This window comes from Campylobacter sp. BCW_6460, assembly GCF_001762705.1.
Taxonomy (GTDB): domain Bacteria; phylum Campylobacterota; class Campylobacteria; order Campylobacterales; family Campylobacteraceae; genus Campylobacter_D; species Campylobacter_D jejuni.
This window is the reverse complement of record NZ_MJXI01000002.1, coordinates 22,885-46,473: the sequence shown is the minus strand read 5'-3', so window position 1 is coordinate 46,473 and position 23,589 is coordinate 22,885. Positions and strand designations below refer to the sequence as shown.

The following is a 23,589-nucleotide window of genomic DNA, read 5'->3' as shown; positions in this document are numbered from 1 at the left end:
AAAAATATAATAACACAAAATTTAGAAAAAGGAAAATAAATGAAAACAAGTTTTTTAGCACATAGCATGGCTATAGTGCGTTCAAATTTTAAGGGTTTGCTTTTTACTGCTTGTATAGTGATTTTTGCTATGTATTTTTCTAGTGTTCAAAGTATCAAAGATACTACTCATTTGGCAGCGACTGCTTTTGCTATCATCATAGGAGTGTTGCTCTCTCCTTGGTTTTTTAAATACCAACATCATTTTCAAGCTGGAGTGCATTTTAGTGCAAAAAAGCTTTTAAGACTCGGTATTGTTTTATATGGTTTTAATATTACTTTAACTGAGCTTTTAAGTGTAGGGTTGAAAGGGTTTTTACTTTCTGCTATAGTGATATTTTTTGTTTTTATTATTGCTTTATTTGTAGGAATGAAAATTTTTAAACTCGATAAAGAAACTTCTATGCTTGTTGGAGCCGGAAGTGCGATTTGCGGTGCGGCAGCGGTTTTAGCGTTGGAGTCAAGTTTAAAAAGTGATCCTTTTAAAGGAATTTTAGCTGTAGGTACGGTGGTGATTTTTGGACTTGTGTTTATGTTTTTGTATCCTATAGCTTTTTCTTTAAATCTTTTTCCTTTTTTTGATCAAAATGCTATGGGGGTTTTTATGGGGGCTACTTTGCATGAAGTGGCAAATGTTGCAGGTGCCGCTGAAATGGCAAAAGATATGGCAGGATTTGAGCAAGGTGCTTCTAATGTTGCAGTGATTATAAAAATGATGAGAGTGATTTTACTTGTGCCTTTTTTGCTTATAGTGACTTATTTTTTTGCTAAAAATCAGCATTCAAGCAGTGGAAAAACTGCAAAAAGTATTACTATTCCTTATTTTGCATTCGCATTTTTAGGTATGATAGTTTTAAATACATATCTAGCAACTAAAGAAAGTATTTTAGGTATTGCTACGAGTGATATTATTTCTTTAGGTAAAACACTTTGTACTTTATGTATTGTTTTTGCTATGGCAGCTTTAGGTTTACAAATTGACTTTAAAAAATTTTTAAAGAGTGGCTCTAGAGTATTTGGTTTGGCTTTTGTTTTAGGGCTTGTTTTGATTTTTGGAGGATATTTTTTAACTTTGACTTTTAAAGATATACTTTGGTAATAACAATTATTTTTTGAAAAAATTTATTTTTATTAATCAAGTGATAATATAATTGTTTTTGTTTAATAAAATCTCATTTTGAAGGAGTTAAAATGAAAAAAATTGTTTTAAGTATTTTAAGTTCTTGTTTATTAGCATCTGCTTTAAGTGCCGTATCTTTTAAAGAAGATAGTTTAAAAATATCTTTTGAAGGGTATAAAACTAAGGATATGGTAGGAGTAGAAGGTGAATTTAAGAATGTAGAATATAAATTTTCTAAAAATACAAAGGATTTTGCAAGTTATCTTAAAGGAGCTAAAGCTACTATAAAGCCAAGTAATGCTTTTATGGGTGAAGGCAATGATGTTATAACCAATAATATCACAAAAGTGTTTTTTCCTGCTTTATTGGGAAATGCAGATATTAAAGTTGTTTTCCAAGATGTGATTGTAGGTGAAAACAAAGGCGTTATTTCAGCAAAAATTACCATGGATAAAAAAAGTACTATTGTACCTTTAACTTATACTATCAAAGATAATAAATTTGAAGCTAAAGGGCAGCTTGATTTGCATACTTTTAAAAATGGTTCTAAAGCATTAAAAGCATTAAGTGATGCTGCTCCAGGACATGGTGGAATCTCTTGGCCTTTGGTTGATATCAGTTTTAATGCTGATTTAGCAGAATAAAAAGTAGCCTTAGGGCTACTTTAAAATACAGTATTTTCTTAAATTATTTTCAAAAATTTCATAATTTTTTATATTTTCAAGTTCTTGATAAATTTCACTGCCTTTCCATAAAATAAAAATTGTATTTTCATCTTTTAGATTTTTGCAAATTTCAAGCAAAGGCTTGACATCCATTAAGGCTCTTGAAGTGATGATATCGGCTTTAAAGGTATTTTTACACTCTTGAACTTTTTCTTTGTAAATATGTAAATTTGAAAGTTCGCATTCTATTTTTAGTGTCCGCAAAAAGGCAGCTTTTTTGGGATTGGGTTCGAAAAGATGAAAATTGCTTTGCAGTAAAAAGGCTAAAAATACAGCTGGAAATCCTGCACCACTTCCTATATCGGCAATATTTTTTGCTTTAGAAAAATCATAAAAATCTAAAATTTTAATACTATCAAAGATATTTTCATCTATATTTTTTAAATGAGTAAGATTGTGAATGCGGTTAAATTTAGATAATAATTCTTTATAAATTTTTACCTTTTCTTTAAAGTTTTTTAAATCATAGTGTTGTAAAAAATCATAATCTTTAAAAATCATTTATTTAAGATGTCCCATTTGAGTTTGTTTTATGTTTAAATATTCTACATTAAAACGGTTAGGTTCTATTAAAATCGGTATGCGTGTGATGATTTTTTCCTTAATGGACTCTAGTTTCTTGGGATTATTTGTGAGTAAATTAACCTTAGAAATTTCATAGTGTTTGAGTATAAATTCTACAATTTCATAAGTTCTCTCATCGGCTTTAAAGCCAAGCTGATGATTTGCTTTAATCGTATCAAAACCTTTATCTTGTAAAGCATAAGCATTAACCTTGTTAAAAAGTCCTATACCTCTTCCTTCTTGTCTAAGATAAATCACCATTCCGCCGTTTTTTTCTATATATTTGAGTGAAAATTCAAGCTGTTCTCCGCAGTCACATTTTAAACTTCCTAAAGCATCTCCTGTTAAGCACTCTGAATGAATTCTTAGATTGAGTGTGTCTTTTGGAGTATTTTTAAATATACATAAATGTTCTTTATCATTTTCTTTAAAACTTTGTATTTGGAAATTTCCCCATTTGCTAGGTAAATTCGCAATTTCTGAAATTTTTATTTTCATTTACTACTCTCTATAATCAAATTTATGTTAAGATTTTAGCAAAAAAAGGACAAAAAAATGTTTAAAAGATTTAGAAGATTAAGGTTTAATGAAAACTTAAGATCTATGGTAAGGGAAAATTCTTTAAGTGTAAATGATTTGATTTATCCGCTTTTTGTGGTTAATGGAACAGGGATAAAAAAAGAAATTTCTTCTATGCCCGATGTGTTTCAAATGAGTTTAGATGAAATTTTAAAAGAGTGTCAAAATGTAGTCAACTTAGGTATTAAAGCTATTATACTTTTTGGCGTTTTAGAAAATGAGAAAAAAGATAATTGCGGAAGCGATGCTTTAGATGATGAAGGGCTTGTTGCAAGAAGCATAAGAGAGATTAAGAAAAATTTTCCAGATCTTTTTGTAATTAGCGATCTTTGTTTTTGTGAGTATACAGATCACGGGCATTGTGGGATTATCGATCCAAAAACAAAAAGCGTGGATAATGATGCCACTTTAGAAATTTCAGCCAAACAAGCCTTAGTTCACGCAAGAGCAGGGGTAGATATGATAGCACCTAGTGGAATGATGGATGGTATTATCACTACTTTGCGTAAAGCTTTAGATAAGGAAGGTTTTGAAAATTTGCCTATAATGGCGTATTCTACTAAATTTGCATCAAGTTATTATGGGCCATTTCGAGATGTAGCAGAGTCAGCTCCAAGTTATGGAGATAGAAAAAGCTATCAAATGGATTTTGCTAATGGTAAAGAAGCTTTAGAAGAAAGCTTAGAAGATGAAGCACAAGGAGCTGATATTTTAATGGTAAAACCCGCTCTTGCTTATCTTGATGTAATTAAAGAAATATCCCTTTATTCTAACTTGCCTTTGTGTGTTTATAATGTAAGCGGAGAATATGCTATGCTAAAGGCAGCTAAAAATGCGGGAGTGATTGATTATGAAAAAATCTTATATGAAACTATGATAGCTTTTAAAAGAGCAGGAGCAAAGCTTATCATCACTTATCATGCCAAAGAATTAGCTAAAATGTTAAAAGGAGAAAAATGAAACATTTTTTAACTTTAAGAGATTTTTCTAAGGAGGAAATTTTAAGCCTTGTAAATCATGCTAGCGAGCTTAAAAAAGAGCCTAAAAAACTTTTACAAGATAAAACTTTAGCAATGATTTTTGAGAAAAATTCTACAAGAACAAGAATGGCTTTTGAATTAGCCATAACAGAGCTTGGCGGAAAGGCTTTATTTTTAAATAGCAATGATTTACAACTTAGTCGTGGCGAGCCTGTAAAGGATACAGCTAGGGTGATAGGGGCGATGGTTGATTTTGTGATGATGAGAGTCAATAAACATGAAACTTTACTCGAATTTGCAAGATATTCTAAAGCCCCTGTGATCAATGCTTTAAGCGATCTTTATCACCCTACTCAGGTTTTAGGAGATTTGCTTACTATCAAAGAATGGAATAAGATGCAAAATGGTATAGCAAAAGTTGCTTTTATCGGAGATAGTAACAATATGTGCAATTCTTGGCTTATTGCGGCTGCGATTTTGGGCTTTGAATTTAGTATAGCTATACCAAAAAACTATAAAATTAGCTCTGAAATTTGGGAATTTGCTATGAAACAGGCTTTGATTTCAGGAGCCAAAATTTCCTTAAGTCATGATAAATTTGAAGCCTTAAAGGATAAAGATGTAGTCATCACCGATACTTGGGTTTCTATGGGTGAAGAGAATGAAAAAGAACGCAAGATTAAAGAATTTGAAGGATTTATAATCGATGAGAAGGCTATGAGCGTTGCCAATAAAGACGCGATATTGCTTCATTGTTTGCCTGCTTATAGGGGTTATGAAGTGAGTGAAGAAATTTTTGAAAAACATGCAGATGTGATTTTTGAAGAAGCAAGAAATCGCCTTTATGTGGTAAAAGCCTTGCTTTGCTTTTTGGATAATCAGAGAGGAAGAGAATGAAAGAGCTAGAAAAGTATAGCATTTGCTTAAAACGCATTGATGAATTTAGTCAAAATCTAGGAATAAAGAAAAAAGATAGAACGATTTTTAAAATGAAGCAAAGCGAGAATGAAAACGAAAAATGTTTAGTTCTTGAAAATGGAAGTTTTGATTCTCCTGAGCCTTGGTTTGTGATTGATGAAAACGATGAAATTCACACTTTGCTTTCTTTACAAAGTCTTAAGAATATACTTGAAAGTTTAAAACAAAGTCAAAAAGAGAATTTTGAATTGCGTTTAGAAAAGGCGATTTATCAACAAATTCCTGTAGATTTTAACGATGTTTGGACGGTTGCTATGGATGAGATCAAGCAAAAGGCGCAAAATGGCACCATGGAAGTTAGTATTGATCTTGAAAAATTAATTTCTAAAATCAAACAAAAGCATCCAAATTTATTTGTAGATATGCAAGCGATGATAGAAAGGGTAAACCAAAATGAGAGATTATAAAGCTTTTGTAAAATACTCTAAAGCAGGACCACGCTACACTTCTTATCCTACAGCAGTAGAGTTTAATGCAAATTTCAAATACGAAGAATATATAGAAATTTTAAAAAAGCAAGATAGATCTTTATCGCTTTATTTTCATTTACCATTTTGTAGGAGTGCCTGTTATTTTTGTGGTTGCAATGTTATTTATACAGCCAAAGAAGAGAGTAAAGAAAGATATTTAACTTATATTTTTAAAGAGCTTGATATTTTAAGTACTATTTTAGATACTAAAAGAGAAGTGGTGCAAATGCACTTTGGGGGCGGAACTCCAACTTTTTTTAGTGCTAAACAACTTCAAAATTTGATTTTAAAAATCAGATCTATTTTTAGAAATTTTTCTAAAGATGCAGAGATTAGCTGTGAGATCGATCCGCGTTTTTTAAATGACGAACAAGCCACAGTTTTAACACAAAATGGCTTTAATCGTATCAGCTTTGGAGTGCAGGATTTTGATGAAAAAGTTCAAAAAGAAATTCATCGCATCCAGCCTTTTGAATTAACACAAAATGCTTTAAATCTTGTAAGAAGTAAAGGCATAAAGTCTGTAAATATGGATTTAATTTATGGTTTGCCTTATCAAAATTTACAAAGCTTTACACAAACTTTAGAAAAAGTTATGCTTTTAAATCCTGATCGTTTGGCGATTTTTAATTACGCTCATGTGCCTTGGCTTAAGAAAAATATGAGAAAATTTGATGAAAATACCTTGCCAAGTCCTGATGTTAAACTTGAAATTTTAGAATTTTGTGAGAATTTTTTGAGTAAAAACGGCTATAAAATGATAGGTATGGATCATTTTGCAAAAGAAAATGATGAGCTTTTTAAAGCTTTAGAAAATGGAACTTTACATAGAAATTTCCAAGGTTATACTACTAAAGGTGGTGCTGATTTAGTCGGTGTTGGGCTTACAAGTATAGGCGAAGGACAAAGACATTATGCGCAAAATTTTAAAGATATGTCAAGTTATGAGGCTGCATTAGATAGAGGAGTTTTGCCTTTTGAAAGAGGCGTAGCTTTAAGCGATGATGATGAGCTTAGAAAAGCAGTGATTATGGAGTTAATGGCAAATTTTAAGCTTGATATCAAGTCAATAGAAAAAGAATTTTGCATTGATTTTCAGGAGTATTTTAAAGAGGATTTAAAAGCTTTAGAAGAATACAAAGATTTTATTAATTTTGATGAAAATTTTATCAAAGTCAATGAAACAGGTGTTTTGCTTATAAGAAATATTGCTATGTGTTTTGATGCTTATATGAAAAACATTAGTGAAGATAAAAAAGTATTCTCAAAAACGGTGTAAGATGAAATTTAGTCAAATAAGTGATGCTTGTGTTAAATGTGGCAAATGTATACCTGTTTGTACTATACATGAAGAAAATCGCGATGAAATTACCAGTCCAAGAGGATTTTTAGATCTTTTATCTGCTTATAAAGAGGGAATTCTAGAACTTGATAAAGAAGCTAAGAAAGTTTTTGAATCTTGTTTTTTATGTACCAATTGTGTTGAAGTGTGTCCAAGTAAATTAAGAGTAGATAATGCCATAGAAGAAGTTCGTTATGACATAGCTAAAAAATTTGGTATAGCTTGGTATAAAAAACTTATTTTTTTCTTTTTAAGAAGACGCACAATTTTAGATTTGGTAGCTAAGCTTGGCTATGTGTTTCAAAGTTGTGCGTTTAAAATTCAAAATGAGAATGAAAATACAGGTATGAAGGCAAGATTTTCCATGCCTTTTGTTAAAAAGGGAAGATTACTTACAAGTTTTAATAAAAAAAGTTTCTTAAATTCTAATCCAAAATTTATCAATAATGATGGAGAAAAAACAATAGGTTTTTTTGTAGGTTGTTTGGCGAATTATTTTTACATAGATACGGCTAATGCAGTGCTTAAAATCACTAGGGAATTAAAAATCAATGTGGATTTGATGAAAGAACAAGTGTGTTGTGGAGCGCCGCAATTTTTTACGGGTGATTTTAAAAGTGTTGAAGTTTTGGCTAAAAAAAATATTGAGTATTTTGAAAAAAAATTAGAAAAATTAGATGCTATTATAGTTCCTGAGGCCACTTGTTCGGCTATGTTAAAGATAGATTATGAACATTTTTTTATAATGCAAAATGATTTAGACTGGGCAAAACGCGCAAAATGTGTGTCATCTAAGATATATATGGCTAGCGAGTATTTTTATAAATTTACTTCTTTGGAAGAAATTTTAAAAACAAAAAATAAATTTAATTATAGCATTACTTATCACGATCCTTGCCATGCAAGAAAAATGCAAGGGGTTTTTAAAGAGCCAAGAGAACTTTTAAAAACAAATTATCATTTTGTGGAAATGAGTAATTCTAATACTTGTTGCGGTTTTGGCGGGGTGAGTATGCAAACGGATTATTATGATAAAGCCTTAAGTGTAGGGCTTAAAAAAGCACAAATGATCGATGAAAGTAAGGCTAGTGTGGTAAGTGCCGAGTGTTCAGCTTGTAGAATGCAAATTTCAAATGCATTAGAACAAAATTCAAGTAAGGTTGTTTTTGCTAGTCCTTTAGAGCTTATAGCAAAAGCTTTGTGATGATGAAGATAGTATTTAAAGGCAAAAGTTCTGAATATGAATTTCAAAGATCGTGCTTTTGTGTTGATGCTTTTGTGATTAAAGATAAGATTGAAGAACGAGATGGTGTTGATTTTATCACTTCAAATATAGAGCTTTTGGAATTTAGTGATGACAGTTTTACTTTTGAAGAAATTGTAAAACATTTTAATATTTGTAATAGTGAAGATATGATTATCGTTGAAGATTTTGACATGAAATCAAACAAAGATAATCAAAACCAAGAAGATAATATAGAACATGACATCTTAAAATCCGAAAAAATAATACATGAAAACACAAAACAAATAAGTATGCAATTTAAAAATTTAAAATTTTTTTCAAGAATTTTTAAAAATGAAAATTTTCTTTCTGATTTTAAAGAAAGCAAGCAAGAAGTTGTTGCTATCAAAAAACATGAAAAACTTGAAATTTTTAAAAATTTATCTCAAGAAGATCAAGAAATTAGTTTTGTTAAAATTGAAATTTTAAATTATGATAGTAATGAAGATAGTTTAAGTTTTAATCTTGATATATTTCCAAGCGGTATGAGCTATAAGTATGGAATTTTAAAAGGTTCTATGCATATTATTTTACAAGGTAAAACTTCTAGTACGATGCTTTTTCCGTTTTTAAAAAGCATGATTTATAAAAATAAAAGCGAAAATTCAAGTGAAAAAATTTTTACTTTAATGATAAATCAGAAAAAGCACTATAAACTTATTGCAAATCTTTCTTAGTTTTATTTTATTATATTTTCTATATTAGAGCGATTTTTTTCAATTAAAGAGCGATTTTTTTGAGTTGTTTCTTTAAGATCGGCTATATCTTCTTTCATATTTTGTATGTTTTGGTTGAGTAATTTTATCTTTTTTTCATAGCGAGTAACGATGATAAAGACTACAAATAAAAATATAATAATCAAAAAAATAAATGCTAAAAATTCCATATTTTTCCTTTTTAAAACTAGATTTTGAAATATATCATTTAAATACTTCAAAAAACTTTTATGGGTTTTTATTTTGTATTTTAGTTTTTTTATCTTTAAACTTATATATAAATTTTCAAAAAGTAACAAAAAAATATATAAAAAAATAATTAAATTAAAAAATAATCAAAGATAATAAATATCTCATTTTTTTATGTTATATTTTAATAAATATCCAAAAAGGATTTTAATATGGAAAAATCACTTTTATTTCATTTTAGATGCATTGGGGTTGAATTTATTATTTTTAGTGTTTATGCTGTTTTTAGTATCTCTTGGGCAGCAACAGGGTCTTTAATGCCCTTGATTTCAAATGATCTTGCTCTAAATACTCAGCAAGCTACTTTAATCACTAGTATGATAGTAGTTGCGAAAATTTTTGGTGCTTCATTTACTGCTTTTTTGGTTTATAAATTCGGATTAAAAAAGGGATATTTTTTAGGCTGTATTTTAATGAGTTCGGGTATCTTTTTAAGTTTTGTAGATAGTTATAGTGGTATTTTGATTATAAGATTTTTAACAGGGCTCGGTTCAGCTTGTGCTTTAGTTTGCTTAGTGCCTATTGCACAACAATGGTTTGAAAAAAAAAGCTTTACATTTTGTAATTAGTTTTAATATGACTTCAAATTTAGTAGGCATTACCCTAGGACTTGTTTTAGCTGAAAGTATCTCAAATTATTTTGGAAATTGGAGAGATTCTTTATCATTTTATGCTTGGATTAATTTGATTTTATTGATTTTGTGGCTTTTTGTAGGTAAAGATGAGAATAAAAAAGAAGAAAAAAAGAATAATGCAAAAGATCTTATTTATGCTCTAAAATCTCGTGTTACTTGGGGTATGATTATTTTTTACATAGGGCCTATTTTATTTTTAAATTCTCTTTTTACTTTTTTACCAACTTTTTATGCGCAATATGCGGGTTTTAGTAAAGAATTAGCTGATTTTGCTAAAAAAGAAATTCCAGCCTTGGCTAATTTTGCTATTATTTTTGGTCCTTATCTTGGATTATTTTTTAAAAGAAAAAATATTTCTTTTAAAATAATGTTATTGTCTGGAGGAGCGTGTATTTTTATATGCGGATTTAGTATGTTGTTTTTACAAAATTTAGTATTGATACAGATTTTTGCTGTGTTATCAGGCATTTTTTATTCTATGTGGTTTCCATTTTTCTTTAATCTACCTTCAGAATTAAAAAATTCTAATCCAAATCAAACTGCTTATATTATGAGTGCTTTTTGGAGTATTACCTTTGTTATACTATCATTTAACCTATGGGTAGTATCTTGGAGTGTTGATAAAACCCATAGTTTTACTTTGGGTTTTGTTTATATTTTTGCTTTGATTTTTATTTCAGCGATCTTAGCACAATTTGTTTTACCTAGAAGAGAAAATTTTATACAAGGAGAAAAATAGAATGAATTTAATTCCAGAAATACTAGACTTACAAGGCGAATTTGAAAAAATTCGTCATCAAATTCATGAAAATCCTGAGCTTGGTTTTGATGAATTATGTACTGCAAAATTAGTGGCGCAAAAATTAAAAGAATTTGGTTATGAGGTTTATGAAGAAATAGGAAAAACAGGTGTTGTGGGGGTTTTAAAAAAGGGAAATAACGATAAAAAAATAGGGCTTCGTGCAGACATGGATGCTTTGCCTTTGCAAGAATGCACAAATTTGCCTTATAAAAGCAAAAAAGAAAATGTAATGCATGCTTGCGGTCATGATGGACATACTACTTCTTTATTACTTGCTGCAAAATATTTAGCAAGTCAGAATTTTAATGGCACTCTAAATCTTTATTTTCAACCTGCTGAAGAGGGTTTGGGTGGTGCTAAGGCGATGATAGAAGATGGATTGTTTGAAAAATTTGATAGTGATTATGTTTTTGGATGGCACAATATGCCTTTTGGTAGCGATAAGAAATTTTATCTTAAAAAAGGTGCGATGATGGCTTCTTCGGATAGTTATAGCATTGAAGTTATTGGAAGAGGTGGTCATGGAAGTGCTCCAGAAAAGGCAAAAGATCCTATTTATGCTGCTTCTTTACTTGTGGTGGCTTTGCAAAGTATAGTATCTCGCAATGTTGATCCTCAAAATTCAGCAGTTATAAGCATAGGAGCTTTTAATGCAGGGCATGCTTTTAATATCATTCCAGATATTGCAACGATTAAAATGAGTGTTAGAGCATTAGATAATGAAACTAGAAAGCTAACTGAAGAAAAAATTTATAAAATTTGTAAAGGTCTTGCACAGGCTAATGATATAGAGATTAAAATCAATAAAAATGTTGTTGCACCAGTGACTATGAATAACGATGAAGCTGTGGATTTTGCTAGTGAGGTTGCAAAAGAATTATTTGGCGAAAAAAATTGTGAATTTAATCATCGTCCTTTAATGGCAAGTGAGGATTTTGGATTTTTTTGCGAAATGAAAAAATGTGCCTATGTTTTTTTAGAAAATGAAAACGACATTTATTTACATAATTCTAGTTATGTTTTTAATGATAAGCTTTTAGCTAGGGCTGCAAGTTATTATGCGAAGCTAGCTTTAAAATACTTAAAATAAAAACTAATCTAGAATTTCAAGCACAATTTCTTCCTTTAAACCTTTGATTTGAATTTCTTTGAGTTTTAGGTTTGAAGGAAGGTTTGCTAAAAGCTCTTTATTGTTTTTTACTTGGTTTTTTGCACTTATGGAGAGTAAAATTCCCCTATAAGCTTTAGCAAAATGACTGATGACTTTACCATTTTTTACAAATTTATAGGTATAAAATTTCTTTTTTGGGGTATAGAATTTATCATAAAATCCTGCTCTAAGGTCAAGTATTTCTTCATTTTCCAAGTATTCATCTAAGACTTTACTAAAATGTTCTTTATAAAATTTCTCTATGGCAAAATTTCCTATTTTAGCCCCTTGCTTGAATTTATAAAAGGGTAGGGTATCATTAGCTCTTACAACGCCAAAAAGATTAGAAAATATAAGAGTATTTTCTAAAATATAAGCTTGACTTTTTTTATCTAAAGCTTTAAAATTAAGATATTCATAACTTACCCCAGTATAAAGCAATATAGCTTCTTGAGTGGGAGCTTGTTTTAAATTGTGTTTAAATTTATCAATTTCATTTTCATTTTTAATGCCAAAAAGTTCTTGCAAATTCTGTAAACTTGCGTTTTTGATAAATTTTTCATAATGCTTTAAAGCTTCCATTCTATAAGGAAATAATTCTTTAAATATAAATGAGTTTTCATTGATGGGATTTTTTACGCAATTTGCATTTTTGCTTTCACTAGGGGAGAATAAAATTTTCATTTTAGCCTTTTTTGTTAATATTATGAAAACATTAAGAGCAAAGAATTTAATCTTGCTTTTAATGTTTTTGAAGTTTTTATCATTTTAAAATTTAAAACGACGCTCCGCCCATTAACATAGAAAACATGATAAATGGAAGTATAATTTTTAACGCTTCTGTGGCGTCTTGATTGTTGATGCTTAGTTTTTCTATGCTGTCGATTCCCTGTGTGCTATAGTCACTAACAGGGATGTTTTTAAATTTTAAATCAAGGTTGAGTTTATAATCATCATTTTGAGTGATATTGTTTAAAATAGCTAAAGCTTTATCAAAGATTAATGCTTGTTCTTCATTTTGACTTTGAGCTTTTAAGGTTTGTAAATTTTCCTTAGCAGTTGCTATATAGCTACTAAATACGCCTTCGGTTTTAAGAGTTGAATCAATTTTAAAATTATTTAAGATGATGTATTTTTGGATTGTATTGCTAAAATCTGAAGCTTGTTCGTAGTTTGCTATATTAAGAAGTTCATTGATAGCTTGTTCATCCATAGCTAAAGTTTGAGTGTTAAATTTTATACCCTTAGAATCAAGGTAATTAAGCAAATCTTCTTTTAGATTTATATTTAGATTTGTATTGAAATTTAATTTTGCGTTATAAAATTTTATATTAAGATTATCTAGATAATTGTTTTCTTGTTTGTTTATGGAGTTATCAAATGATAAAGTATAAGAATCCGAGCTTAATTTATTGATAAAAGAGCTGATTTTTGGATCTTGTTGAAATAAGCTTGCATTGATGTCACTAACAACTTTTTCTCCAAGTTTAAAATCTTCAAAAACCAAATTTGATTGTATGCTTTTTTGGTTTTTAAAAAGATCGTTGTAATATTCTTTAATGTTAATTGATGTATTTGCTTCGCCTTTGTAAATTTCATTTGAGCGAATTTTGATATTTTTTGCTTGAAATAGTTCTTGATACTCATCGTTGTTATCTTTTGCAAGAGTTTTGAAATTTGAACTTAAACACGCTATAAAATCACCATCTGCATTGCATTTAAAATCAGAAAATTCAATCTTTATTCCAGAATCCTGAGAAAGGTTTACAATTTCTTGTTTAACTGTTTGATTTAGTTGATTTTCATATTTTTTAACTGTTTTTTCATCTATGGAATTTCCGCAAGCTGAAAACAAAACAGCTATTCCAATAGAGAGAAAAATACCTTTTTTCATAGTTTTCTCCTTAAAAATTTTAAAAAAAAGATTATATCTTTTTTTACTTAAAATTTAAACAATGCTAAAAGAGAGTGTGAGATTAATTACATTTTTACACATAGGAAAATCTTTTTAGTTTGTTTCAAATGCATTATTTATAATTTTAAGTATAATTAACTTTGCAATTATTATATATTTTGCAATAGATTTAAGCTTATTTTAAAGAAAGGAAATGTATGAAAAAAATACTTCTAAGTGTTTTAACGGCCTTTGTTGTAGTAGTATTGGCTGCTTGTGGAGGTAATTCTGACTCTAAAACTTTAAATTCTCTTGATAAGATCAAGCAAAATGGAGTTATTAGGATTGGGGTATTTGGCGATAAACCACCTTTTGGTTATGTGGATGAAAAAGGAAACAATCAAGGCTATGATATAGCTTTAGCTAAACGCATAGCAAAAGAACTTTTTGGCGATGAAAATAAGGTGCAATTTGTTCTTGTTGAAGCTGCAAATAGGGTTGAGTTTTTAAAATCAAATAAAGTAGATATTATTTTGGCTAATTTTACTCAAACTCCGCAAAGAGCCGAGCAGGTTGATTTTTGCTTGCCTTATATGAAGGTAGCTTTAGGCGTAGCTGTACCAAAGGATAGTAATATAACTAGCGTAGAAGATTTAAAAGATAAAACCTTGCTTTTAAACAAAGGCACAACAGCAGATGCGTATTTTACGCAAAATTATCCTGATATTAAAACTTTAAAATACGATCAAAATACCGAAACTTTTGCCGCTTTGATGGATAAAAGAGGCGATGCTTTAAGTCATGATAATACCTTGCTTTTTGCTTGGGTGAAAGATCATCCTGATTTTAAAATGGCTATCAAAGAGTTAGGCAATAAAGATGTTATCGCACCAGCAGTTAAAAAAGGCGATAAAGAACTTAAAGAATTTATCGATAATTTGATCATTAAACTAGGCCAAGAGCAGTTTTTTCACAAGGCTTATGATGAAACTTTAAAAGCTCATTTTGGAGATGATGTTAAGGCTGATGATGTAGTGATTGAAGGTGGAAAAATTTAACAAAGGGCTTTTTGCCCTTTATATTGATTTAGGATAAAATATGCAAAAAAAATACAAAAATATTATTTATGCTTCTTTGGGTGGAATTTTGGAATTTTATGATTTTGTGCTTTTTGCCTTTTTTTTGGATATTTTTGCTAAGGTATTCTTTCCGCAAAATGATGCTTTTTGGATGCAGATAAATGCTTATATAGCCTTTGGTGCTGCTTATTTAGCGCGTCCTTTTGGTTCTATTGTGATGGCACATTTTGCTGATAGATATGGAAGAAAGAATATTTTTTATATTTCTATACTTTTGATGGTTTTGCCTAGTTTTGCTTTAGCTTTTTTGCCAAGTTATGAAAGTATAGGTATATTTGCTACTTTGATTTTATTTACTATTCGTATTTTGCAAGGTCTAGCCGTTGGAACTGAGGTGAGCGGAGCTTGGATTTATGTGAGCGAATTTGTCAAAGGGCGTCAAATTCCTTTAGCTCTTGGTTTTATTTCAGCGACTTTAACCATAGGTTTATTGCTAGGAAATATTGCCACTTTAGGCATAAGATCTTATTTTACCCCAGAAGAAGTTCAAAGCTATGCTTGGAGAATTCCTTTTATCATAGGAGGATTTTTTGGAATTTTAGCTTTGTTTTTAAGAAATAAACTCAGCGAAACTCCAGAATTTGTAAAAGTTCAAAATGAAAAGAAAATTTTAAGTTTTCCATTGTTTGAAGCTTTAAAAACTCATAAAATGAGCATGCTTGTTTGTTTTTTAATGACCATGGTTTTAACAAGCGGTGTGGCAACTTTGATGATTTTGCCTAAGTATTTTGAAAGTCTTTTAGCTATGAGTAAAACTTCTGCTTTATGGGTACAAAATTTTGCTATTTTAGCGGTGATTTTTGGAGCTTTATTTCAAGGTTTTTTAGCAAGCAAATGGGGAAGCTATAGGATTTGTTCTATTTTTAGTATAGCTTTTATTATCTTTGGTATGCTTTTTAGTTTTTATGATGAGAAATTTTTATTTTATTTTTTACTGGCTTGTTTTACACAAGGTATTATCACTTTCGCACCTGTTTTTATGACACAAATTTTTAAAAGCGAACTTAAATTTAGTGGGCTTAGTTTTGCTTATAATATTTCTTATGCGATTTTAGGTTTTTTAACCCCTTTTGTAGTTAATGCTTTTTATAAAGAGTATTTAGGTATTTATTTTGCTATAGTCGGATCTTGCTCCTTATTTTGCGTGTTTTTGTTAAAACGCGTTTTTGCAAGAAGCAAGATTAAAGAATTAAGCATTGTCTTTTAAAACTTCAAAAACAACCTTAGATATTTTTTCAACTGAAGCGATTTCGCAATGCTCATCAGTTGAATGAGGATTATGGATATTTGGACCTATAGAAGCGCATAAAAGCTCTTGTTTTTTCTCTATAATGCCACACTCAAGCCCTGCATGGATAGCTGAAACTTTGGCATTAGGCGATACTTTTTTAAGCGCTTTAAAAACCATGTCGCTAAGTGCGTTTGGTTTGCCTTCCCAAGGTGGATAGAAATTAAAACTTCTTACTTTAAAATCAAAAGCCTTGAAAAATTCTAAAGTTTCAAATTCTACTTGCTTAAGTCCATCAAGTATATTAGATCTTGCAAAAAGTGCGAATTTGATTTGTTTATCTTGCATTCTTAAAGTAGCTAGGTTAATGCTTGTTTGAACTATACCTAGATTTTCATCATAAGCTCTAACTCCATGAGTAAAAGAATTTATAAGGCTTAAAAGTTTGTTACTTTGATCGCAAATTTCAAATTCACCTTCTTCTTTAAAATCGCATTTTATCCAGTTATTGCTCTTTACTTCATTTTTAAAATGCACTAAAGCTTTGGCGTGTTTAGGTATAGAATTGATTCTTTCTCCACCTTCAAAAGAAATGATTTCTCCTTTATTTTCTTGTATGAATTTAGCCATTTCTTTGATGGAGCTTTTTTCGTTGCGTACGATATTTATGCCTGAGTGTCCACCTTTAAAATTTTGCGCGCAAAGCTCATAAATTTTACCCTTTTTTCTAAGGGTATTAAAAGGCAAGCTAGCTTCTATATCTACTCCACCTGCACAGCCTATCATGATCTCATCATCGCTTTCATGATCTAAATTTAAAAGCATTTTAGATTCTAAAGTGTGCTCGAGTGAATTCACTCCCATGAGTCCTACTTCTTCATCGTTTGTAAAAAGACACTCTAAATTTTCAAATTCAGCCATAGCACTCATCATGATGGCTATACCTATACCATTATCCGCGCCAAGACTTGAATTTTTGGCTCTTAAAAAGCCATTTTCTTCATAAACTTCTAAGTTTGGTGCATCGCCCATACAGACCATATCATAATGGCTTTGTAAGCAAATTTTTGGTTTGCCTTTTATGGCACGGATATTTCCTGCTTTATCTACACTCACTTTAAAGCCTTTATCTTTAGCATAAGAGCTTAAAAATTCTTTCATTTGTTCTGTTTCATAACTGCAATGAGGAATTTTACATAATTGTTTAAAAATTTCTATAACATTTTGCATTTTATCTCCTTTGTTTTGATAAAATTATGGCATATTTTTTAAAATTTAAAGGCAAAATGATTAAAAAATGAGAATAAATTATAAAAAATTATTTAATTTAAGAAAATTACTAAGTGATCCAAAAAAACTTTTTTCTGTATTAATTTTTACTCTTGTAGTTGTTTTTATCCAGAATTATATTGCCCAAAATTCTAGTTTTGAAGGAAAAGTAGTTAGAATTATTGATGGAGATACTATAGAAGTTAATCATGAAAACAAACTCGCTAGAATAAGATTTTTTGGTATAGATGCACCAGAACTTAAACAAAGTTTTGGAAAGCAATCAAAAGAAGCTTTAAGTAGAATTTTAAGCGGTAAACAAGTTGAAATTATTTATAAAAATAAAGATACTTATGGTAGAATTGTTGCTATTGTAAAGCTTAATAATGTTGATATTAATCGATTTTTAGTAAGCAAAGGCTATGCTTGGGCTGATACTTACTATAGTAACGCTTATATTAAAGAACAAGAAAATGCTAAGAAAAATCATTTAGGTCTTTGGAAAGAGGGTAATCCTATAGAGCCTTATAAATGGAGAAAACACAATAAATTCTAAGGAAAAACATGAAAAAATATACTTTAATGATACTATTAGTTTTAGGAATTTCTGGATGTTTTGTAAATGAAAGAGGAATTTCAAATCGTTTTTATGATGATTGCAAAGAATATTATGATGGAAGTGGAACTTATCATAAGGATTGCCCAAAGAATTGGGTGGATATTAAAATGACTCCTTGATTATTTTCCACCCACAGAGGCCATTAATGCAGCTGCTACGGCTTCTGGATTGTTGATTTTGGCACCTTGTTCTTGATTTTCTGTAGGTTTAACAGTATTAAGTGGCGGACGCTTGAGTTTAAATATATGCTCATCAGTGCTAACAACTTGTATCGTTCCTTCAAACATTTTAATTTCTTTAACATGCCCGACCACTTTTACATCTCTTTTTTTGGAGGTTTCGTCAAAAAGTGCATGAGCTTCAAGTTCTAAAACATCGCCTAATTTAAGCGGAGCATAAAAAAAACATTTTGATCCAATAATCACTGAAAATTCTTTATTGATAGAGGCTTGTGCTACATAGTTTGCCGCAGCGAAAATAAAGGCATCAAAAATCAATCCTTGATCATCTGCTACCATTTCGCTTGTGGTTATTAAAATTGATTTGGCATAGTTTTTATCAATTTCTATAATGGTTCCAGCAAGCGAAGTGTTTAATTCAGGACAAGTGAGTAATTCTGCTCTAACACGAGATATATCTTCTGCAGATGCGTATTCTTCAAGTTGTGCATATTCTTCAAAATTATCTTTTTTTGCCATATCTAACCTTTAAATTCTACTTATCTACTTCAAAATATCTAAAGCCTAGATCGACAAAAAGCAAAAAGAATTTATATCCCAATACGCACATAAACTCTTTTGGGTGCTTCATAGCCTTCAATGGTAAGATTTTTATCCTTTGGATCTAAGAAATTTTCCAGCGAAAAAGAGTCTATCCATTCTGTTTTTCTTTGTTCGTTTTCATCGGTTTTTTTTGTAGCCAAAACTTCAAATTCTTTAAATCCTGCTCTTTCACACCAGTTTTTTAATGCACTAATGCTTGGTATAAAATAAATATTTGGAATTTTAGAATAAGTTTTATTAGGCACAAGAGCGATTTCTCTCTCATCTTCTATATACATGGTATCTAAAAAAACAACTCCATTTTTATTAAGTCCTGCTTTTAAATCTTTTAGCATTTTTATAGGATCACTTCTATGATAAATCACCCCAAGACAGAAAATCACATCAAATTTCAAGCCATAGCTTGGAAGATCTTCTACGCCTAAAAGTTCGTATTCTATAGGAGTTTTAGCTAAAGCGTTAATGAGTTCAAATTGCAAACGGTATTTGATAGAAGGATCAAAACCTATGAGTTTTGCAGGATTAAATTCAAGCATTTTAAACATATAATAACCATTATTACAGCCTATATCAGCAACGCATTTTTGAGAAATTTCGTTCATAAAAGGCTTTAAAATATTAAATTTAATAAAACTTTGCCATTCTGTATTGATGAAAAGATCGTCTATTTTAAAAGGACCTTTTCTCCATGGTTTAAGTTCTTTTGTTATAGCTAGGATTTCATCTTTGGCTTGAGAATTTGTAGATAAATTTACACTATCATCTAAAGAAAAATTACAAGCAAGATTGAGAGCTTTAAGTTCTTGAATTTTAGCGTATAAAGGGTGATTTAGAAATTGTTTTTCGAGTAAATTTTCTTGCATTTTTATCCTTGATATTTGCTTTTAATGCTAAATTATAACATTAAAAGCTTTTATGGCAATATAAATCTCATATGTATTAAATATTTGATCAAAAATAAATTTTTAAAAACTCAAAATACTTCCCAAAACTCACATAAGCTTTAGAACTATAATCATCATTTTTATAAAGCTTTAGCTAAATCAAGCTTAACATAAAAATTTCCTGTTTTATTATAAAGCAGTTGCAAATCATAGGCATTCATATAGTTTGTTTCACTTGCTCTATATAGTTTAGAAACATTCTCACACCAAGAATAACCTATATCATAAAAAGGAGTGATATAAAAATCTTTCAAAGGAGTAGCCATTCTAAGTCCAAAGCTAGCCACTACAGCATTATCTCTATCTTCATTATTATAAACCCTTACTCCATAAGGACCTACTAAAGATATAGTTTTACTATTATCTAGTATAAATAGATTCATTAATAACTTGTTGATAATTTAAGCTAAAAAGATGGGTAAAGGTATCATTAAAGAAATAAGCATTGTTAAGATTGACATTAAGTTTAGCAAATTTTCAAATTCTACTCCATCTACTTTGCTTGTTTCTATACCTCATTAAGAAATTCATGCGTTGATTGCTTTTAGAACTGCTAAGATTTTTATATGAGTATCTTTAGGTTTAAGATAAAAAACTGAACTAAGTTCTCCTTGTTCTAATATAAGTTTATTATAACTTGCATTAGCATAATCGTTTTTGCTATGATTAAAAAAGGAAGTGCTCTAACTGTTTTTATTACTATGATTAGCTGTATTGACACTATTAAAAGAAAGAACTTTATCTTCTTTCATATCAGAAGTAAGTAAATAATGTTTAAAATTTAAATCGTTTATATTTATAATATTTACTTTAGTATTGTTATAAATTAAAGTAATATTGTTAATATCATGTTTAGAACTCTTAGAATAATAATTTATACCTTGGGGTTTTATAAGTAGAATTGGTTTTATCATAAAGTTTGTTATCATTAAAATAATACTCTGGAATATTGAAATTTCGATTGTCTGTAGTATTTGCTTGAGTGACTAAAAGCATTGATGCTTAAGAAGGTAACAATAGAAAGTTTAAAACAAAATTTCTCTATACCCCTCTCCGTGAAGTTAAAAAGCTTAATGGCTGGCATAGATATCCTTAAATATTGATTATTGTATTTTAACTATTTAACAATATCTGTAAATATTATTAAAAGGAAGCGTAATTATAATATTCTTAAGTATATTAATTATAAATAAAATATTTAAATAATATTAATAATAAAAAAGTTATTTTTTAATTTTATTTTTTATAATATATATTTAATATTATTAAAAAACTTTATTAAATTAATATTGGACGGAATTTTTTAATATAAGCTAAAAAGCGATATCAAAGAATTTCCGTTGTATAATCTAATGTTTTTTAAATGTAAAATATTTTTTAAGGTAAAGCGATGAAAATGCGTGTGTATTATGAAGATACTGATGCGGGTGGAGTGGTGTATCATAGTAATTATTTAAAATTTTGTGAGAGAGCAAGAAGTGAAATTTTTTTCAATAAAAAAGTAGATATTTTTGATGCGTCTAAGGGACATTTTTTGCTTGCAAAAGCAAATTGCAATTTCTTAAAACCTGCAAAACTTGGAGATATAATAGAGATTAAAACAAAAATTTTAGAAGTCAAAAATGCTTCTGTGGAAATTTCACAAGAAATTTATAAAGATGAAATTTTGCTTTTTAAAATGGAATTAACTTTAGCTTTTATTAAAAACGAAAAACCAGCTAGAATGGATATGCAGTTAAAAAAGCTCTTTGAAGAATTATTTTAATTCTTCAAAGCTTGCTTGTTTGCCTTGCATAAGACGCACTTTGTAATCAACTTGAGAATTTTTGATTTTCTCATCAAATAAACTTTCACTTTTTTTATTTAAGAATTCGGTATAAAAGTAATCAACTCCTATACTAGTGGCATAAGCAATCCAGTTATAATCTATACTTTGATTAAAAATTTCATTAAGATAGACTAAGTTATCATCGTGGTTATTGATAGAATTAGCAATGATGAAATTTTCTCTATCTCCTTGTTGTGTTAAACTTAAAAATGTTGGATTATAGTTGATTTGAGTGGATAAAAGCACATAAGGATGAATGTTATAAATTCTTAGTTGAGAACTTGCTAGAGCTGTTTTGATCAATGGAGTGTTAAAAAATATTGAGGCATTATTAACTCCGCCTTGTGATCTTAAAAGTCTGCTAAAATCAAGCTTCTCGCCTTCTATGGTATATATTCTAGCATTATTATTTTGAGCAAGAATTCTTGAATTTAGATTGCTTGATAAGGCAGAGCCATCGCTAAATATTGCGATATTAGCATTTGATTTGCTTAAAAGTGTGGCAATTTGAGCATCATAGTCAATACTTCCAAAAATAATATTTTGATTTGAAAATTGTATGTTGTTTTTATGGATGGTCGGTATAAAAATTTTCATATTTCCTGAGTAATTTTTCAACTCATTGGCACCTTTTAGAGTAAATCCAGCTATGGCATACTGATATCCTTGAGCTTGTGCTGCATCAAGCGCGGCTCGAATTTTATCACTATCTTCTGTGCCAGTTAAAAAAACTTTTACTTTGATTTCAGCTCTTTGTCTTAAAAGATAGGCTATGCTTGAATTTATTATAGTATTTGAGTAGCTTTTTATGGTTTTTTCTGGGATAATTATCGCAAGTTTAACAGAAGTAATTTTTTGAACATTTTTTTCAAAATCAGTAATGGAATTTAATAATTTTGCATAAACATTAGATAAAAATTGATCGTTTTGGTCTGCAAATTCACTTAAAAAACTGAGATACAATCTTGATTCTAAAAGATCAAAAAGACAATTTGTGTTGCATTCTTGAACGCTTAATTTAGGATAAAAATTTTCAACAGGTTTTACATCGACTAATTTTTGCTCTTTTGCATTAAGCAAAAAGCAAGATAAGAAAAATATTAAAAATATTTTTTTCATAAAAATCCTTTAATTTTTTTTAAATCTTGTATGAAATTTTTTTCATAACTTGGATTTTTTTCTATAAAATCTAAATCATAACTTGGCATTATGAAAAAATTTTTATAAGCAAAAACTTCACCTTTTAAAATGTGATAATCTTTAAATCCCAAGCTTTTAAATGCGTATTCTCCTAGACAAAGCAAAAAAGCAGGTTGAATCAGTTTTAGTTCGTTCCAGAAAAATGGTAAGCAAGATTGTAGCGAAAAATCATCAAATTTTCCATTACAAAAACATTTAAATAAATAAGAAAAATAAAAATCTTCATCGCAAAGCCCTAAAATTTGATAAATATAGTGTTTTAATTTTTTACCTTTTTTTGAATTAAGTAAAATTCCGCTTTCATTTTCACTCTTTTGCCCAAAAACATCAAGAATTAGCAATTTGGCATTTTTTATCTTAGGCTCCATAAGACTAAATTTTCTTGTTTTGGAAAATTGGCATAAGGCGCAAGATGAAACAAGTTGTTTTAATTCTTGAAAATTTTGTACTTGTTCAAAGTGGTTTGTATGTGTATCAACAAAGTTAAATCCCATAGCTTTTAAATAATAAAGACTTCTTATCATAAATCACACAATTTTTCTAAATTTTCTCCACTTAGACGATAATTTCTCCATTGTTTAAGATGTTTAGCGTTTAAACTTTCATAAAAATTAATACCTAAAATATTATCATTTAAGCAAACCCAGTCGAGTCTTTTTAAATTTTCTTTTTTGCAAATTTCTCCTAAAAATTTAAAAACAGCTTTTCCATAACCTTTTTTACGAAAATCTTCTCGTATATAAATATCTTCAAGATAAATTCCACCGCTACCCCAAAAAGATGAAAAAGTATAAAAATAAATCATATAGCCTATAGTTTTTTCATTTTCTTTTAACAAAAAAGCACGAGCAAATTTATTTTTTAGTAAAGAATGTTCTAGTTTTTCTTTCGTGCATTGAAGAAAATCTAACATATCTTCGTATTTTGCAAATTCTATGATCATTTCTTGTAAAATATCTAAATCTTCTTGTCTTAAATCAATAATTTTAAATTCTGACATTTTTAACCTTTTAAAAGTAATTTCAAAATTTATCAAAAGAATTTAAAAATTAC

Annotated in this window: 27 protein-coding genes and 2 pseudogenes; 16 read left to right on the top strand and 13 right to left on the bottom strand. The window is 29.0% G+C overall.

What is annotated here, in order from left to right:
• The first annotated feature begins 39 nt into the window (after positions 1 to 39).
• Positions 40 to 1,137, top strand: coding sequence for a YeiH family protein (locus AJ881_RS00850; RefSeq protein WP_044780252.1), 1,098 nt, complete (start codon positions 40 to 42; stop codon positions 1,135 to 1,137).
• A gap of 92 nt (positions 1,138 to 1,229) precedes the next feature.
• Positions 1,230 to 1,802 carry a hypothetical protein gene (locus AJ881_RS00845; RefSeq protein ID WP_002861734.1) on the top strand — a complete coding sequence of 191 codons (573 nt, stop codon included), beginning with the start codon at positions 1,230 to 1,232 and terminating at the stop codon, positions 1,800 to 1,802.
• A 15-nt stretch (positions 1,803 to 1,817) separates the two neighbouring features.
• Here AJ881_RS00845 and rsmG read toward each other — a convergent pair whose 3' ends face one another.
• Both rsmG and ribA read right to left on the bottom strand, forming a co-directional pair.
• Complete coding sequence (gene rsmG, locus AJ881_RS00840; protein WP_004305702.1) at positions 1,818 to 2,384, bottom strand: 16S rRNA (guanine(527)-N(7))-methyltransferase RsmG; 567 nt, start codon at positions 2,382 to 2,384, stop codon at positions 1,818 to 1,820.
• Positions 2,385 to 2,945: a GTP cyclohydrolase II gene (ribA, locus tag AJ881_RS00835; RefSeq protein WP_070282490.1), complete on the bottom strand. Its 561-nt coding sequence runs from the start codon at positions 2,943 to 2,945 to the stop codon at positions 2,385 to 2,387. It abuts the gene before it with no gap.
• Positions 2,946 to 3,002: 57 nt separating this feature from the next.
• Between ribA and hemB the strand changes: the two genes are divergently transcribed.
• Genes hemB through AJ881_RS00805 form a run of 6 tightly spaced genes read left to right on the top strand, consistent with a single transcriptional unit; the run spans position 3,003 to position 8,758 of the window.
• Positions 3,003 to 3,986 carry a porphobilinogen synthase gene (gene hemB, locus AJ881_RS00830; protein WP_070282492.1) on the top strand — a complete coding sequence of 328 codons (984 nt, stop codon included), beginning with the start codon at positions 3,003 to 3,005 and terminating at the stop codon, positions 3,984 to 3,986.
• Positions 3,983 to 4,903 carry an ornithine carbamoyltransferase gene (gene argF, locus AJ881_RS00825; protein WP_070282494.1) on the top strand — a complete coding sequence of 307 codons (921 nt, stop codon included), beginning with the start codon at positions 3,983 to 3,985 and terminating at the stop codon, positions 4,901 to 4,903. The genes hemB and argF overlap by 4 nt, the downstream gene beginning before the upstream one ends.
• A complete protein-coding gene (locus AJ881_RS00820) occupies positions 4,900 to 5,391 on the top strand; it encodes a DUF2603 domain-containing protein (protein ID WP_044779214.1) in 492 nt (163 codons plus the stop codon). The genes argF and AJ881_RS00820 overlap by 4 nt, the downstream gene beginning before the upstream one ends.
• Complete coding sequence (gene hemN, locus AJ881_RS00815) at positions 5,378 to 6,733, top strand: oxygen-independent coproporphyrinogen III oxidase (RefSeq protein ID WP_002861729.1); 1,356 nt, start codon at positions 5,378 to 5,380, stop codon at positions 6,731 to 6,733. The genes AJ881_RS00820 and hemN overlap by 14 nt, the downstream gene beginning before the upstream one ends.
• 1 nt (position 6,734) lies before the next feature.
• Positions 6,735 to 8,000 (top strand): (Fe-S)-binding protein, encoded by a 1,266-nt coding sequence (locus tag AJ881_RS00810; RefSeq protein WP_053872888.1) that lies wholly within the window; start codon positions 6,735 to 6,737, stop codon positions 7,998 to 8,000.
• Complete coding sequence (locus AJ881_RS00805; RefSeq protein ID WP_083259442.1) at positions 7,997 to 8,758, top strand: DUF5416 family protein; 762 nt, start codon at positions 7,997 to 7,999, stop codon at positions 8,756 to 8,758. Before AJ881_RS00810 ends, AJ881_RS00805 begins: the two co-directional genes overlap by 4 nt.
• A gap of 2 nt (positions 8,759 to 8,760) precedes the next feature.
• On the opposite strand, the gene AJ881_RS00800 is transcribed toward AJ881_RS00805, so the two are convergent.
• Entirely contained in the window at positions 8,761 to 8,967 is a 207-nt protein-coding gene (locus tag AJ881_RS00800; protein ID WP_002853356.1) for a membrane protein, read from the bottom strand.
• 231 nt (positions 8,968 to 9,198) lie between these two features.
• Between AJ881_RS00800 and AJ881_RS09155 the strand changes: the two genes are divergently transcribed.
• Genes AJ881_RS09155 through AJ881_RS00775 form a run of 3 tightly spaced genes read left to right on the top strand, consistent with a single transcriptional unit; the run spans position 9,199 to position 11,573 of the window.
• The gene (locus AJ881_RS09155) at positions 9,199 to 9,615 is read left to right on the top strand and encodes an MFS transporter (protein ID WP_083267005.1); all 417 of its coding nucleotides are present in this window, start codon (positions 9,199 to 9,201) and stop codon (positions 9,613 to 9,615) included.
• Between the two features lie 7 nt (positions 9,616 to 9,622).
• Entirely contained in the window at positions 9,623 to 10,420 is a 798-nt protein-coding gene (locus tag AJ881_RS09150; RefSeq protein ID WP_083267007.1) for an MFS transporter, read from the top strand.
• 1 nt (position 10,421) lies between these two features.
• A complete protein-coding gene (locus tag AJ881_RS00775) occupies positions 10,422 to 11,573 on the top strand; it encodes a M20 aminoacylase family protein (protein ID WP_070282500.1) in 1,152 nt (383 codons plus the stop codon).
• A gap of 3 nt (positions 11,574 to 11,576) precedes the next feature.
• On the opposite strand, the gene AJ881_RS00770 is transcribed toward AJ881_RS00775, so the two are convergent.
• Both AJ881_RS00770 and jlpA read right to left on the bottom strand, forming a co-directional pair.
• The gene (locus tag AJ881_RS00770) at positions 11,577 to 12,317 is read right to left on the bottom strand and encodes a YaaA family protein (RefSeq protein WP_070282503.1); all 741 of its coding nucleotides are present in this window, start codon (positions 12,315 to 12,317) and stop codon (positions 11,577 to 11,579) included.
• Positions 12,318 to 12,408: 91 nt separating this feature from the next.
• Complete coding sequence (gene jlpA / locus AJ881_RS00765; protein ID WP_044780265.1) at positions 12,409 to 13,527, bottom strand: lipoprotein adhesin JlpA; 1,119 nt, start codon at positions 13,525 to 13,527, stop codon at positions 12,409 to 12,411.
• 218 nt (positions 13,528 to 13,745) lie between these two features.
• Here jlpA and AJ881_RS00760 point away from each other — a divergent pair, with 218 nt between their 5' ends.
• On the top strand, positions 13,746 to 14,585 hold the full coding sequence (locus AJ881_RS00760) for a cysteine ABC transporter substrate-binding protein (protein WP_002861720.1): 840 nt from the start codon (positions 13,746 to 13,748) through the stop codon (positions 14,583 to 14,585).
• Between the two features lie 40 nt (positions 14,586 to 14,625).
• Positions 14,626 to 15,873 carry an MFS transporter gene (locus AJ881_RS00755; protein WP_070282505.1) on the top strand — a complete coding sequence of 416 codons (1,248 nt, stop codon included), beginning with the start codon at positions 14,626 to 14,628 and terminating at the stop codon, positions 15,871 to 15,873.
• Here the strand turns inward: AJ881_RS00755 and AJ881_RS00750 are convergent.
• Complete coding sequence (locus AJ881_RS00750) at positions 15,856 to 17,124, bottom strand: M20/M25/M40 family metallo-hydrolase (protein WP_070282506.1); 1,269 nt, start codon at positions 17,122 to 17,124, stop codon at positions 15,856 to 15,858. The two genes, AJ881_RS00755 and AJ881_RS00750, sit on opposite strands and share 18 nt — an antisense overlap.
• Before the next feature lie 67 nt (positions 17,125 to 17,191).
• Between AJ881_RS00750 and AJ881_RS00745 the strand changes: the two genes are divergently transcribed.
• Together AJ881_RS00745 and AJ881_RS00740 are read left to right on the top strand one after the other, a co-directional pair.
• A complete protein-coding gene (locus tag AJ881_RS00745) occupies positions 17,192 to 17,719 on the top strand; it encodes a thermonuclease family protein (protein ID WP_002861717.1) in 528 nt (175 codons plus the stop codon).
• Positions 17,720 to 17,727: 8 nt separating this feature from the next.
• Entirely contained in the window at positions 17,728 to 17,901 is a 174-nt protein-coding gene (locus AJ881_RS00740; RefSeq protein ID WP_044779503.1) for a hypothetical protein, read from the top strand.
• Here the strand turns inward: AJ881_RS00740 and AJ881_RS00735 are convergent, their stop codons facing one another.
• From AJ881_RS00735 to AJ881_RS09525, 4 genes and pseudogenes are all read right to left on the bottom strand, one after another.
• Positions 17,902 to 18,480, bottom strand: coding sequence for a hypothetical protein (locus AJ881_RS00735; RefSeq protein WP_002873190.1), 579 nt, complete (start codon positions 18,478 to 18,480; stop codon positions 17,902 to 17,904). It lies immediately after the preceding gene.
• A gap of 71 nt (positions 18,481 to 18,551) precedes the next feature.
• Positions 18,552 to 19,442: a tRNA 5-methoxyuridine(34)/uridine 5-oxyacetic acid(34) synthase CmoB gene (gene cmoB / locus AJ881_RS00730; RefSeq protein ID WP_072223887.1), complete on the bottom strand. Its 891-nt coding sequence runs from the start codon at positions 19,440 to 19,442 to the stop codon at positions 18,552 to 18,554.
• A 73-nt stretch (positions 19,443 to 19,515) separates the two neighbouring features.
• A pseudogene (locus AJ881_RS00725) lies at positions 19,516 to 19,985 on the bottom strand (ShlB/FhaC/HecB family hemolysin secretion/activation protein); the annotation flags it as partial.
• 39 nt (positions 19,986 to 20,024) lie between these two features.
• Positions 20,025 to 20,553: pseudogene (locus AJ881_RS09525) on the bottom strand (hypothetical protein); the annotation flags it as partial.
• A 345-nt stretch (positions 20,554 to 20,898) separates the two neighbouring features.
• Between AJ881_RS09525 and AJ881_RS00715 the strand changes: the two are divergent.
• Positions 20,899 to 21,273 (top strand): YbgC/FadM family acyl-CoA thioesterase, encoded by a 375-nt coding sequence (locus AJ881_RS00715; protein ID WP_002871461.1) that lies wholly within the window; start codon positions 20,899 to 20,901, stop codon positions 21,271 to 21,273.
• On the opposite strand, the gene AJ881_RS00710 is transcribed toward AJ881_RS00715, so the two are convergent.
• The 3 genes from AJ881_RS00710 to AJ881_RS00700 are packed head-to-tail and all read right to left on the bottom strand — an operon-like array spanning position 21,265 to position 23,536.
• Positions 21,265 to 22,455 carry a hypothetical protein gene (locus AJ881_RS00710; protein WP_002871462.1) on the bottom strand — a complete coding sequence of 397 codons (1,191 nt, stop codon included), beginning with the start codon at positions 22,453 to 22,455 and terminating at the stop codon, positions 21,265 to 21,267. The two genes, AJ881_RS00715 and AJ881_RS00710, sit on opposite strands and share 9 nt — an antisense overlap.
• Entirely contained in the window at positions 22,452 to 23,060 is a 609-nt protein-coding gene (locus AJ881_RS09375; protein WP_070282510.1) for a uracil-DNA glycosylase family protein, read from the bottom strand. Before AJ881_RS09375 ends, AJ881_RS00710 begins: the two co-directional genes overlap by 4 nt.
• A complete protein-coding gene (locus AJ881_RS00700; protein ID WP_002853404.1) occupies positions 23,057 to 23,536 on the bottom strand; it encodes a GNAT family N-acetyltransferase in 480 nt (159 codons plus the stop codon). Before AJ881_RS00700 ends, AJ881_RS09375 begins: the two co-directional genes overlap by 4 nt.
• Between the last annotated feature and the right edge of the window lie 53 nt (positions 23,537 to 23,589).